The sequence below is a fragment of the Pseudomonas sp. EA_5y_Pfl2_R50 genome (assembly GCF_963970475.1).
GTDB lineage: Bacteria > Pseudomonadota > Gammaproteobacteria > Pseudomonadales > Pseudomonadaceae > Aquipseudomonas.
This window is the reverse complement of the sequence record NZ_CAXAPT010000007.1, coordinates 1-12,538: the sequence shown is the minus strand read 5'-3', so window position 1 is coordinate 12,538 and position 12,538 is coordinate 1. Positions and strand designations below refer to the sequence as shown.

9 protein-coding genes and 1 rRNA gene are annotated in these 12,538 nt (G+C 59.8%); 3 read left to right on the top strand and 7 right to left on the bottom strand.

Annotation, left to right across the window (positions count from 1 at the left end; all coding sequences use genetic code 11):
* Positions 1 to 16 precede the first annotated feature (16 nt).
* A complete protein-coding gene (gene rlmM, locus AACY19_RS13500; RefSeq protein WP_339450886.1) occupies positions 17 to 1,090 on the bottom strand; it encodes a 23S rRNA (cytidine(2498)-2'-O)-methyltransferase RlmM in 1,074 nt (357 codons plus the stop codon).
* Positions 1,091 to 1,311: 221 nt separating this feature from the next.
* Here rlmM and acnA point away from each other — a divergent pair, with 221 nt between their 5' ends.
* The gene (gene acnA / locus AACY19_RS13495; protein WP_339450884.1) at positions 1,312 to 4,053 is read left to right on the top strand and encodes an aconitate hydratase AcnA; all 2,742 of its coding nucleotides are present in this window, start codon (positions 1,312 to 1,314) and stop codon (positions 4,051 to 4,053) included.
* 374 nt (positions 4,054 to 4,427) lie between these two features.
* Here acnA and AACY19_RS13490 read toward each other — a convergent pair whose 3' ends face one another.
* Positions 4,428 to 4,916 carry an SRPBCC family protein gene (locus tag AACY19_RS13490; protein WP_339450882.1) on the bottom strand — a complete coding sequence of 163 codons (489 nt, stop codon included), beginning with the start codon at positions 4,914 to 4,916 and terminating at the stop codon, positions 4,428 to 4,430.
* Positions 4,917 to 5,049: 133 nt separating this feature from the next.
* Here AACY19_RS13490 and AACY19_RS13485 point away from each other — a divergent pair, with 133 nt between their 5' ends.
* The gene (locus AACY19_RS13485) at positions 5,050 to 5,454 is read left to right on the top strand and encodes a lysozyme inhibitor LprI family protein (protein WP_339450880.1); all 405 of its coding nucleotides are present in this window, start codon (positions 5,050 to 5,052) and stop codon (positions 5,452 to 5,454) included.
* Positions 5,455 to 5,569: 115 nt separating this feature from the next.
* Here AACY19_RS13485 and AACY19_RS13480 read toward each other — a convergent pair whose 3' ends face one another.
* The 3 genes from AACY19_RS13480 to AACY19_RS13470 all read right to left on the bottom strand — a co-directional run bounded on the left by AACY19_RS13480 (position 5,570) and on the right by AACY19_RS13470 (position 9,228).
* Positions 5,570 to 6,595: a histone deacetylase family protein gene (locus tag AACY19_RS13480; RefSeq protein WP_339450878.1), complete on the bottom strand. Its 1,026-nt coding sequence runs from the start codon at positions 6,593 to 6,595 to the stop codon at positions 5,570 to 5,572.
* Between the two features lie 70 nt (positions 6,596 to 6,665).
* Positions 6,666 to 7,895 carry a Zn-dependent hydrolase gene (locus AACY19_RS13475; RefSeq protein WP_339450876.1) on the bottom strand — a complete coding sequence of 410 codons (1,230 nt, stop codon included), beginning with the start codon at positions 7,893 to 7,895 and terminating at the stop codon, positions 6,666 to 6,668.
* A gap of 22 nt (positions 7,896 to 7,917) precedes the next feature.
* Positions 7,918 to 9,228 carry an MFS transporter gene (locus tag AACY19_RS13470; RefSeq protein ID WP_339450874.1) on the bottom strand — a complete coding sequence of 437 codons (1,311 nt, stop codon included), beginning with the start codon at positions 9,226 to 9,228 and terminating at the stop codon, positions 7,918 to 7,920.
* A gap of 161 nt (positions 9,229 to 9,389) precedes the next feature.
* On the opposite strand from AACY19_RS13470, the gene AACY19_RS13465 reads away from it, so the two are divergent.
* Positions 9,390 to 10,325: a LysR family transcriptional regulator gene (locus AACY19_RS13465; protein WP_339450872.1), complete on the top strand. Its 936-nt coding sequence runs from the start codon at positions 9,390 to 9,392 to the stop codon at positions 10,323 to 10,325.
* 18 nt (positions 10,326 to 10,343) lie between these two features.
* On the opposite strand, the gene mrdA is transcribed toward AACY19_RS13465, so the two are convergent.
* Positions 10,344 to 12,236 carry a penicillin-binding protein 2 gene (gene mrdA, locus AACY19_RS13460; protein ID WP_339450870.1) on the bottom strand — a complete coding sequence of 631 codons (1,893 nt, stop codon included), beginning with the start codon at positions 12,234 to 12,236 and terminating at the stop codon, positions 10,344 to 10,346.
* 224 nt (positions 12,237 to 12,460) lie between these two features.
* Positions 12,461 to 12,538: ribosomal RNA gene (rrf, locus tag AACY19_RS27920) — 5S ribosomal RNA — on the bottom strand; the annotation flags it as partial.

The window sequence follows — 12,538 nt, the reverse complement described above, 5'->3', positions numbered from 1 at the left end:
AAGGCTTGGCGGTGTTTCAGCGGGATCTGGTTTTTTTGATGTCGTGACGGCGCAGGTGGCAGGTCACTTCCTCGCGGTCGTGATACAGCTGTTTGCAGCCGATATCGACCTTGATCCCGCGCGCCTTGAAGCCTTCGGCAATGCGCTCGAGCAAACGCTTCACTTCGGCGTAGCGCTGCTTCATCGGCAACTTCAGGTTGACCACCGCCTCGCGGCAATGCCCCTCGCCGATCCATTCTTCGAGCATCGCGGCATTGCGCGCCGGTTTCTCGACAATGTCGCAGACCATCCAGTCCACCGGTTGCTTGGGCTTGAAGGTAAAACCGTCGGCCATCAGATGCTGCACAAGGCCGGTGTCCATCAGGCTTTCAGCCATCGGGCCGTTGTCGATGGCGGTCACCAGCATGCCGCGGTTGACCAGTTGCCAGGTCCAGCCGCCCGGTGCGGCGCCGAGGTCGACCCCGGTCATGTCGCTGTGCAGGCGATCTTCCCACTGATCACGCGGGATGAAATGGTGCCACGCCTCTTCCAGTTTCAGCGTCGAACGGCTGGGCGCCTCGCGCGGAAACTTCAGGCGCGGAATGCCCATTGGCCACATCGCTGAGTTACCGGCATCGGCCATCCCCAGAAACACTTCGCGACCACTTTTGAAGGTCAGCAGCAGACGCGGCTTGCTGGCGTCTTCCACCAGTTTGCCGGCAGCGGTCAGGGCCTTGCGCAGCGGGCCTTCGAATTTCTTGCAGAAATTCGACAGTTCCTTGCCGTCGTTGGTGTCGACGACTTCCAGCCAGAGGCTGCCACACAGCGGAAAATCAGCCATCTGCGCGAGGATCACGCTGATGCGGTCGTTTTCCGGCAGATCGATGAATACGCCACGCGCCCATTGGCGCGGGAAAATCAGCTCGGCAAAACGCTGACCGCGCATCAGGCGCTCGGCGCCATCTTCCTCGGTGCAAACAAACTCGGCGCAGGCGGTCGCCGCTTTGGCCTTGGCGTAGCCGGCCACGTTGAGTTGTGCCGCGAGGTCAGAAATCTCGGAACAGACTTCGCCTTCGAAGCCTGGCCGGCAATGCATGAATAGGGTGTTCATTCTTACTCCTGGGCAGAGGGCGGTGATTCGGCCCCTGCGCGATGCTCAAGCCCTGCGTTGCAACAAAGCCTGTCACGAAAACCGGCGCATGATAGCCGATGTCGGAACCTTGGTTCCGCTCATAGAGTCCAGTTATTAGCCAGCTACCTGAAACAGGGCTAGGTTTAAAGCTCTATTCGTCCCCCGATCCGTAGCCGTGCGGATTCAAAGGAGTGATTGTAATGCCGTCCCTCGATAGCCTGAAAACGCTCAAAACACTGCAAATCGATGACAAGACCTACCATTATTTCAGCCTGCCGGATGCCGCCAAAAGCCTGGGCGACCTCGACAGGCTGCCCATGTCGCTGAAAGTCCTGCTGGAAAACCTGCTGCGCTGGGAAGATGAAAAAACGGTCACCGGCGCCGACCTCAAGGCGCTTGCCGCGTGGCTCAAGGAGCGCCGTTCCGACCGGGAAATCCAGTACCGCCCTGCCCGCGTCCTGATGCAGGATTTTACCGGCGTCCCCGCCGTGGTCGACCTCGCCGCCATGCGCGCAGCGATGGCCAAGGCCGGTGGCGATCCGCAGCGCATCAATCCGTTGTCGCCGGTGGATCTGGTGATCGACCACTCGGTAATGGTCGACAGGTTCGGCACCGCCAGCGCGTTCGAACAGAACGTCGACATCGAAATGCAGCGCAACGGCGAGCGTTATGCGTTCCTGCGCTGGGGCCAGAGCGCCTTCGACAATTTCAGCGTGGTGCCGCCGGGCACCGGCATCTGCCACCAGGTCAACCTTGAATACCTCGGCCGCACCGTCTGGACCAAGGAGGAAGATGGCCGCACCTATGCCTTCCCCGACACACTGGTCGGCACCGACTCCCACACCACCATGATCAACGGCCTCGGCGTGCTCGGCTGGGGCGTTGGCGGGATCGAAGCGGAAGCGGCGATGCTCGGGCAACCGGTGTCGATGCTGATTCCGGAGGTGATCGGTTTCAAACTGACCGGCAAACTCAAGGAAGGCATCACCGCCACTGACCTGGTACTGACGGTTACGCAAATGCTGCGCAAGAAAGGTGTGGTGGGCAAGTTCGTCGAGTTCTACGGTGACGGTCTCGCCGACCTGCCGCTGGCTGACCGCGCGACCATCGCCAACATGGCCCCGGAATACGGCGCGACGTGCGGTTTCTTCCCGGTCGACGACGTGACGCTGGAATACCTGCGCCTGTCTGGCCGTCCACCGGAAGTGGTGAAACTGGTCGAGGCCTACACCAAGGCCCAGGGCCTGTGGCGTCTGCCCGGTCAGGAACCGGTGTTCACCGACAGCCTGGCGTTGGACATGAGCAGCGTCGAAGCCAGCCTCGCCGGGCCGAAACGCCCGCAGGATCGCGTATCGCTGCCGAATGTCGCGCAGGCGTTCAGTGACTTCATGGACCTGCAATTCAAACCCACCAGCAAGGAAGAAGGCCGCCTGGAAAGCGAAGGCGGTGGTGGCGTCGCCGTGGGCAATGCCGATCTGGTCGGGGAAACCGAGTACGAGTACGAAGGTCACACGTATCGCCTGAAAAACGGTGCGGTGGTCATCGCCGCGATTACCTCCTGCACCAACACCTCCAACCCGAGCGTGATGATGGCCGCCGGGCTGCTGGCGAAAAAAGCCGTAGAGAAAGGCCTGACGCGCAAACCGTGGGTGAAGAGTTCGCTGGCACCGGGTTCAAAAGTGGTCACCGACTATTACAAGGCTGCGGGGCTGACGCAGTATCTCGACCAGCTCGGGTTTTCTCTGGTCGGCTACGGCTGCACCACCTGCATCGGCAACTCCGGGCCGCTGCCTGAGCCGATCGAGAAAGCCATCCAGAAAGCCGACCTGACCGTGGCCTCGGTGCTGTCCGGCAACCGCAACTTTGAGGGCCGCGTGCATCCCTTGGTGAAAACCAACTGGCTGGCCTCGCCGCCGCTGGTCGTCGCTTATGCCCTCGCCGGCAGCGTGCGCAGCGATATCAGCAGCGAACCGCTGGGCGAGGATCAGCAAGGCAATCCGGTGTATTTGCGCGATATCTGGCCTTCGAGTAAAGAAATCGCCGATGCGGTCAATCAGGTCAACACGGCGATGTTTCACAAGGAATACGCCGAAGTGTTTGCCGGTGATGAACAGTGGCAAGCCATCGAAGTGCCGCAAGCGGCGACTTACGTGTGGCAGGACGATTCGACCTACATTCAGCATCCGCCGTTTTTCGACGACATCTCCGGCCCGTTGCCGGAAATCAAGGACGTCAAAGGCGCGCGGGTATTAGCCCTGCTCGGTGATTCGGTGACCACCGACCACATCTCCCCCGCTGGCAACATCAAGGCCGACAGCCCGGCCGGACGTTATCTGCGCGAAAAAGGCGTCGAGGCGCGGGACTTCAACTCCTACGGGTCGCGGCGTGGCAACCACGAAGTGATGATGCGCGGCACCTTTGCCAACATTCGTATCCGCAACGAAATGCTCGGCGGCGAAGAAGGTGGCAACACGATCTACATTCCGACCGGTGAGAAGCTGGCGATTTACGACGCGGCGATGAAGTATCAGGCCTCGGGGACCCCGTTGGTGGTGATTGCCGGGCAAGAATATGGCACCGGTTCAAGCCGTGACTGGGCAGCGAAAGGCACCAATTTGCTCGGTGTAAAAGCGGTGATCGCCGAAAGCTTTGAACGGATTCACCGTTCCAACCTGGTCGGCATGGGCGTGTTGCCGCTGCAGTTCAAGCTGGATCAGAACCGCAAGAGCCTCAACCTGACCGGCAAGGAAACCTTCGAGATTCTGGGCTTGACCGGGGTCGAACTGAAACCGCGCATGAACCTGCCGCTGGTGATCACCCGCGAGGACGGCAAGCAGGAGAAAATCGAGGTGCTGTGCCGGATTGATACCTTGAATGAGGTGGAGTACTTCAAGTCAGGCGGGATTTTGCATTACGTCCTGCGTCAGTTGATTGCTTCATAAACTGCAGATATGAAAACACCGCCATTCGGCGGTGTTTTTGTTTGAATGCGGAGCTTTTCTGCAGACGAAAAAAAACCCGCCGAAGCGGGTTTTCCCAAGACCATTATCGACTCCCTGTCGGCAGCGATCCTTGCAAATGGTCGATCATCCGTGATCCTGAAACACTCCCTGTGTCTCAGTTGATGTGTGTAGATTACGCAGTGGATCCAATCAGCAATAGTCGTAAAAGCTACCAGCGCGTGTAGGACATTCGCCATAGCAGCCCTTCCGAAAACCCTTAGGGGTGTCAGGCATCGAGCCTTGACTGACGCGATTTGCGCCACTTTCAGCTCCCGCAGGCTTGCTGCCACCGCGTCAGCCAAGGCTCGACGACATCAGCCGCCGCCATACGCGCGTGCCTTGGCGCTCTCGGCGAGGAACTGTTCGAGCCTGCTCAACTGCTCTTCCCAGCCACGGCTATCCATGAAATAGGCCTCTTTCTGCCGTACATCGGGGATATGCGCGAAACCGGACTCGCAAACCTTGAGCAGTGTGCCGTCCTCGTAATCCTGCAATTCGAACCTGACCAGCGTGGTCGGTTCCTGGGAATAGTCGATGTTCGGATTGACCGCATACGGATGCCAGCGAAACGAGAACAACTGCTGGGGCTCGACCCGCTCGATCAGCACATTCCACAACACATGTTCATAACCGGGATAGGTGACCTGACCCTGCGTCCATTCACCGGCAATGAATCGCCGGCCCTCCAGCGCCACCCCAAACCACTGACCAAACGCCTCGGCATCGACCAATGCCCGCCAGACATGGGAGCGCGGCACCTTGAGCGTGATCTTGCGTTCGAAACTATTAGGTACTGGTGTCATACGTCACCTCCTGTCTTGAACACTAGGCTTGTATGACCACATGTCCAACATGAAGTTGTATCAGAAGTCTGCACGGTGCACTGCACTAACCGACTAAACTGCCAACTCTTTACCGTCAAACGAGTCGATTCCAATGTCCCCACGCCTGCTCCTGGCCCTGGTGCCCGTTCTCTTCACCCCTCTCGCCCACGCCGCTGTCGACTGCGCGAATGCCAGCGATCAGGCGACCATGAATCAGTGCGCCGGGCAGGAGTTCAAAGCGGCGGACAAGGAGTTGAATGCGGTGTATCAGCAAATCACCGGTCGGTTGAAAGACAATCCGGATGGCAAAAAGCTGTTAGTCAGCGCGCAGCGGGCGTGGATCGGCTTTCGTGATGCCGAGTGCACGTTTTCGGCGTCCGGGGTGGCGGGCGGAAGTGTTTATCCGCTGATCTACAGCAATTGCCTGACCGGGGTGACCAAGGTGCGGGTCGAGGCGCTGAAGCAGTATTTGAAGTGCGAGGAAGGTGACATGAGTTGCCCGGTGCCCGGGGCCTGATTCTTTGCAGCGGTTTTAAGGGCCCTTCGCGAGCGAGCCCGCTCCCACATTGGAATGCATTTCAATTGTGGGAGCGGGCTTGCTCGCGAAGGGAATCTGCCAGACAAGCCCGATCTCAGACTTGCCAGACCTCGGGATTGACAAAGAATGCCCGCGCATTGTCCTCAAGACTTTCCAGGTGATACCCACCTTCCTGGACTATCAGACACTGCAACCCGAGGCTGCGAATCCGCGCGCCCAGTTCGGCAAATCCTTCGCGTGTCACCGCCACCTTGCTTTGCGGGTCGAGCTCATAAATATCGAAGCCCAGCGACAGCACCAGAACCTCGGCACCAAAATCACGCACTGCCACCAACGCCACCTCCAGTTGCGCGAGGAAGTCCGCTTCGCTCGCGCCATGCGTCAATGGCAGATTGAGGTTGAAGCCCTCACCCGCGCCCGCTCCGTGCTCATCGGCAAAGCCGGCCACACCCGGGTAGAAGTTGGTCGGATCGCCATGCACCGAGACGTACAACACATCGTCGCGGTCGTAGAAAATTTCCTGAATGCCCTGACCGTGGTGCATATCGGTATCGAGCACCGCGACCTTGGCGAATTTGTTGCGCAAGACCTGCGCGGCCACCGCAGCGTTGTTCACGTAGCAGAATCCGCCAGCCGCTTCGGCACGGGCATGATGTCCCGGCGGACGGCACAGCGCGTAAGCCGCCGCCTCGCCGTCGATCAATGCCTGAGCAGCCGCCACTGCGCTCTGTGCCGACCAATACGCCGAGCGCCAGGTCTGCTCGCCCACCGGGCAACTGCCATCGGCCAGATAGCGCGCGGCTTGCGCGAGGATGCCACGCAGGGCGTTGGGCTCACGGACGAAGATGTTCGACATCACTTCATCGCCCCAATCTTCGGGGATTTCTTTCCAGCGCGCGTGCGCTTCCTGAAGAAAGGTCAGGTAGGCCGCGCCGTGTACCGCCAGCAACGGCGCCAGGCCGGCATCGCTCGGTTGTTCAACGCTGAAGCCCAGAGTGTGCGCGGCCTGTACCAGTCGCTGCGCACGCTCGGGGACTTCCTGCGGCGTGCGCATCTGACCACGGGAGTAGTAGCTGCGCGGATGATGGAGCAATTGTTCAGGGTGGAAAAAACTGCGCATGATGGATTCCTGTCAGTGAATACAACTCTTCAACCCGCCAGCAAGCCCGCTTCCACATTGGGATTGGGGGTTACCGAGATATTTCCGCGCGGGCGAGCACGGCGTTGAGCAGTACGTCGGCGCCCTGTCGGACGTCTTCGGGTAGCACGTCTTCAGCTTCGTTATGGCTCAAGCCACCGACACACGGGATAAACACCATCGCCGTCGGGCAGTACCTCGCGAGCAGAATCGCGTCATGCCCGGCGCCGCTGACAATCGATTGCTGAGCGTAGCCCAGCGCATCCACCGCTGATTGCACCGCCGCCACACACTCGGCATTGAACGGTGTTGCGGGGCTGGTCCAGTGTGGGGTGATCGTCACGCTCAAACCCCGGCTATCGGCGATTGCCTGCAACTGCGCGCGCACCTGTGTTTCCAGCGCGGCGATGGCGTCGTCACGGTGATGACGCAGATCGACGGTGAAATTTACCCGCCCCGGAATGGTGTTGCGCGACGATTTGTTGATGCTCAATTCGCCCACGGTCGTCAGGCCCTCAGGGGCGAAATCCGCCGCGAGGGTTTCAATCGCCTGAATCATCCGCGCCACGCCGTACAAGGCATCTTTGCGCAGCGGCATCGGCGTAGTGCCAGCGTGCGCAGCCATGCCTTCGACCCGCACATCGAGCCAGCGGATCGCTTGGCCACCCGTCACGACGCCAATGCTTTTCGCGTTGTCTTCGAGGATCGGGCCTTGTTCGATATGCGCCTCGAAATACGCATCGACTGCGCCACCCAACGGACGATCTGCGCTGTAACCCAAGCGCTGCAATTCATCGGCAACACTGATGCCGTCAGCATCGCGCACCGCCAGCGCGGCGTTCAGATCCATGATCCCGGTGAACACGGCCGAGCCGAACATCGCCGGGGTAAAACGCGCACCTTCCTCATTGGTCCACACCGCGATTTCCAGTGGTTTGCGCGTCCTGATGTGGCGGTCGTTGAGGCAACGCACCACCTCCAGACCGGCCAATACGCCGTAGACGCCATCGAAACGGCCGCCCTCCGGTTGCGTGTCGAGATGGCTGCCCATCATCACCGGCGCGGCATCGGGATCGGTGCCCGGGCGACGGGCGAACAGATTGCCGATAGCATCGACGCTGAGGCTCATGCCAGCTTCGCGGCACCAATGCGCGAACAGTTCGCGGCCGGCCTTGTCCTCGTCGCTCAACGCCAGACGGCAACTGCCGCCACGTGGGGTGGCGCCGATTTCGGCCATCGCCATCAGGCTCGCCCACAGGCGTTCGCCGTTGATCTTCAACATGAGGTACTCCTGGAATGGGGAATCAAATGGAGGCCATTTCCGCGCGATGCGCGCTGGCGTGGCGGCGTGCGAGGGACAGCACGCAGATCAGCGAGACAGCTGCAATCAGGCTGTAGAACACCGCCAGCGGCCACCACTGACCGGTGAATTCATGCGCGAGCATCGTGCCGACCAGCGGCGTCAAACCACCGGCCACCGCGCCGCAAATCTGATAGGCCAGCGAGATCGCGGTGTAGCGCACACGCGTCTCGAACATGCCGCTGACGTAACCGGCGATCACGGCGTAGAACGACGCCATGCACACCACCGCCAGGGCGATGCCGAGGATGATCAGCGGCGCCTGCGCCGAGCTGACCAGGACGAACATCGGATACGGCGAAGCCATCGCCAGCAGCGACACGAGACACAGGAAGCGCGTGGCGCCGATCTTCTCAGCCGTCCATGCCGCCAGCGGCTGAATGCAGAACTGGATGATCGCGACGAAGAACAGGCACTCGAGAATCAGCGAACGCGGTAATGCCAGTTGCTGGGTGGTGTAGGCAATCATGAACGTGTTGGTGAAATACACCCCGGCAATCCCCAGCGTGTTCGCGCCAATACACAGTAACAGCGGCCGCCAGGCGGTACGCAGAACTTCCATGACCGGCGCCTGCTCCTTGCGGGTCTCCCTGCTCGCTTGCTCGCGGCTGGCGATGAACTCCGGAGACTCATTCACGCCCAGACGAATCGCCAGACCAACCAGCAACAGCAATGCGCTGGCGAGGAACGGCAGGCGCCATCCCCAGCTCATCAGGTCTTCTTCGGGCAACCGCGTCACCGCGCTGAACGCCAGCAGCGACAGAATCAAACCCGCCGGGCTACCAAGTTGCGCGAAGGAGGCGAAGAAATTGCGTCGACCTTTCGGGGCATGCTCACCGGCCATCAACACTGCCCCGCCCCACTCCCCACCGACGGCGATGCCCTGAACGATGCGCAGTAGAATCAGCAACACCGGTGCGGCGACGCCGATCTGCGCGTAAGTCGGCAACAGGCCGATGCACACGGTAACCACGCCCATCATCAGCAACGTGATAATCAACGATTTCTTGCGGCCGATGCGGTCACCGATGTGGCCAAAAATGATCCCGCCCAAAGGCCGCGCAAAGAAGCCCACGGCGAAGGTGCCGAACGCAGCCATGGTGCTGAACAAAGGATCATCGGACGGAAAAAACAGTGCGCCGAACACCAGCGCGGCGGCGGTGGCGTAGATGTAAAAGTCGTACCACTCGATCATGGTGCCAACAAAGGCTGCGGCTGCCGCACGGCGCGGCTGGTTGGAAGCTGAGGGCTTCATGGTCGGGCTCCTTTGATTGTTTTTTTGGCAGGAGGAAAACGCTAAATCGGAGGCACTCTGGCGGCGCCTGTCTGGACATGATTTATCGTCCGGGGGCTATGATTAGTCAATTTTCTATTTATTATTCCGATTATTACGCCAACTAATAATCGAGAGCCGCCATGGCTGAACGCGACGTGCAACGCCTGCTCAATGATCGTCTGGACTGGAACCTTTTGCGCACCTTCAGGGTGATCGGTCAGGAGCTAAGCATCAGTCGCGCTGCAGCGCGCCTGCACCTGACGCAACCGGCAGTGAGCCAGGCGCTCAAGCGTCTGGAAGAACAACTCGGGCGACAGCTGATTGCCCGGCGCGGCCCGCGTTTTGCGCTGACCGAAGTGGGTGAGCAGATCTTCCAATTGGCTGGCGAGATTTACGGTCAAGTTTCACAAGTCGGCGGATTACTCGAACAACCGGCTGACGAAGTGATCGGCAAAGTACGTCTGCTGATCATTAGCCGGATCTTCTCCGAACGCTTTGATGACTTCCTCGCTGACTTTCACCGGCAATATCCGCGTGTGGATCTGGAGGTCGATGTGATGCGCAGTTCGGACATCGTCAGCGCCTTGCACGAGAAAACCGCGACTCTCGGCCTGAGCCTCAATCGCCGGCCGCAACCGCGCCTGGAACAGCGTTTGTTCCTGCGGCAGCGCTATGCGTTTTTCTGCGGCAAGCACCATGAACTGTTCGCCCGGGAGGACGTCGACGAAGGCGATTTGCAGCGTGAGAATTTTGTCAGTTTTACCAGCGACCAGATCGGCGGAATGCTCTCGCCGTTGACGATTTTCCGCGATCAGCAAGGTTTCAGCGGGCGCATCGTAGCGTCATCGCCGAGCCTGGAGGAAGTCCGGCGACTGGTCATCGCCGGCTTCGGTATTGGTTGTCTGCCAGAACACGTAGTGGCGGCAGACGTCGAGGCTGGATTGCTCTGGCGCCTACCGCCCGATGAGGGGATTGCCGATGTCGACATTCATTTGCTGTGGAACCGTGACCAGCGCATGAGCCGCGCCGAGACGCTGTTCATCGAGCGCTTGCAGGTGTGTCTGGCGGACCACTAACCCTGCAGGCGATCAGCGTTAAACGTGGGGATCGCCCGGCGCTTTGGTCGGCGCCGCGTACTGCGGTTTGAGATGGCCGTCCTGATCAAGTAGCCAGGCGTCCATGATCTGCCGCACAACAGGGCCTGCCACCCGACCACCCGCCTCACCGTTTTCGATCATCACGGAAATGGCGATTTTCGGATGCTCGGCCGGCGCAAAACCGACGAACAAGGCGTTATCACGATGGCGTTCGAGGGTCTTCTCGCGGTTGTAGCGTTCACCTTGCTTGATCGCCACCACCTGCGCCGTACCACTCTTGCCGGCGATGCGGTATTGCGCACCTGCCGCTGCCGCGCGGGCAATACCGCGGGCGTCGTGCATCACCATCTGCATGCCGTGATTGACCTGCTCCCAGTCACGCGGGTCCTTGAGCAAAATATTCGGCATCGGATGCTCATCCACCGGGGCTATGCCATCGACCGTCTTCGCCAGGTGCGGACGATTCCACACGCCTTTGTTGGCGATCAGCGCCGTGGCTTGGGCCAGTTGCAGCGGCGTCACCTGCATATAGCCCTGGCCGATACCAAGGATTACGGTTTCCCCGGGGTACCACGCTTGACGGCGCGTGGCACGCTTCCAGGCTTGTGAAGGCATCAGGCCGGCCGACTCTTCGAACATGTCCAGCGAGACTTTCTCGCCAAGACCGAACATCGCCATGTAATCGTGCAGCCGATCAATGCCAAGCTTGTGCGCCAGGTCGTAGAAGTAAGTGTCGTTGGATCGCATGATCGCAGCATCCATATCCACCCAGCCATCGCCGCTGTGGTTCCAGTTGCGGTACTTGTGGTCGTAGTCGGGGAGCTGGTAGTAGCCAGGATCGAAGACGCGGGTCTGTGGTGTGACGACTCCAGCGTCGAGACCGGCAATGGCCACTTCCGGTTTGATCGTCGAGCCCGGGGCGTACAAGCCGCGCAGTACGCGGTTGAACAGCGGCCGGTCGATGGAATCACGCAGCGCCGAGTATTCCTTGGAACTGATGCCGGTGACGAACAGGTTGGGATCGAAACTCGGATTGCTGACCATCGCCAGCACTTCGCCGGTCGATGGATCAAGCGCGACCACCGAACCTCGACGATCACCCAGGGCAGCCTCGGCGGCCTCCTGCAATTTGACGTCGAGACTCAGGACGATGTTCTTACCGGGCACCGGGTCAGTGTGCTTGAGCACTCGCAACACACGGCCCTGAGCGTTGGTTTCCACCTCTTCATACCCGACGTGGCCGTGGAGCTGCGCTTCATAGAATCGCTCGATACCGGTCTTGCCGATGGATTGGGTACCGCGGTACTCCACCGAGTCGAGGGTCTTGGATTCTTTTTCGTTGATCCGGCCGACGTAGCCGATCGAATGCGCGAAGTGCTCGCCGAAGGGGTAATGCCGAACGAATTGCGGTTCGACATCAAGGCCCGGCAGACGGAATTCGTTGACGGCCAGAACGGCGATCTGCTCCTCCGTCAGCTCATAGAACAACGTTACCGGCGTGAATGGATGCCGGGATTGCTTCATGGCTTTATCGAACACCGCGCGGTCTTCAGTTGGCAGATGCAGGAGACTGATGACCTCATCCAACTCTTGGTTGACATCGGTGGCGCGTTCGCGGGTGATGGTCAGGTTGTAACTGGGACGGTTATCGGCGAGCAGCACACCGTTACGGTCGTATATAAGCCCACGCGTTGGCGGGATCGGCAGGACATGGACACGATTGTTTTCGGAGATGGTCGAGTGGTAGTCGAATTCCACCACTTGCAGAATGTACAGCCGCACCACTAAAGCACAGCTGACGGCGAAGACAAACAAGGCGCAGGCGATCAACCGCTTGTTGACCAGACGCGTCTCTTTTTCGTGATCCTTGATCGGGATGGGTTCAGGCATTTCTACAGCAACTCTTTGACATAAATGAGTGCCGATCCGTGGCCATCACATCAGTCCGTTAAAAAACGAGCTGCACCATACCAAAAACCGCCCAGTCACTTCAGAAGGATTTTCCCAATGGCAGCCTCTTGCGACGGCTGGGGGTAGATGCATGCGAAGGCAGGACTTTTCTACAGGCAAAACAAAACCCCAACTGCTTTCGCAATTGGGGTTTCGGAATTTAATCTTGACGATGACCTACTCTCACATGGGGAAACCCCACACTACCATCGGCGATGCATCGTTTCACTGCTGAGTTCGGG

What these genes read in the sequence shown, in the direction of transcription:
- AACY19_RS13480 (WP_339450878.1), bottom strand. Translation starts at nt 6,595, where the DNA reads ATGCGCAGTTTTTTCCACCCTGAACAATTGCTCCATCATCCGCGCAGC.
- acnA (WP_339450884.1), top strand. Translation starts at nt 1,312, where the DNA reads ATGCCGTCCCTCGATAGCCTGAAAACGCTCAAAACACTGCAAATCGAT.
- AACY19_RS13465 (WP_339450872.1), top strand. Translation starts at nt 9,390, where the DNA reads ATGGCTGAACGCGACGTGCAACGCCTGCTCAATGATCGTCTGGACTGG.
- AACY19_RS13490 (WP_339450882.1), bottom strand. Translation starts at nt 4,916, where the DNA reads ATGACACCAGTACCTAATAGTTTCGAACGCAAGATCACGCTCAAGGTG.
- rlmM (WP_339450886.1), bottom strand. Translation starts at nt 1,090, where the DNA reads ATGAACACCCTATTCATGCATTGCCGGCCAGGCTTCGAAGGCGAAGTC.
- mrdA (WP_339450870.1), bottom strand. Translation starts at nt 12,236, where the DNA reads ATGCCTGAACCCATCCCGATCAAGGATCACGAAAAAGAGACGCGTCTG.
- AACY19_RS13485 (WP_339450880.1), top strand. Translation starts at nt 5,050, where the DNA reads ATGTCCCCACGCCTGCTCCTGGCCCTGGTGCCCGTTCTCTTCACCCCT.
- AACY19_RS13470 (WP_339450874.1), bottom strand. Translation starts at nt 9,228, where the DNA reads ATGAAGCCCTCAGCTTCCAACCAGCCGCGCCGTGCGGCAGCCGCAGCC.
- AACY19_RS13475 (WP_339450876.1), bottom strand. Translation starts at nt 7,895, where the DNA reads ATGTTGAAGATCAACGGCGAACGCCTGTGGGCGAGCCTGATGGCGATG.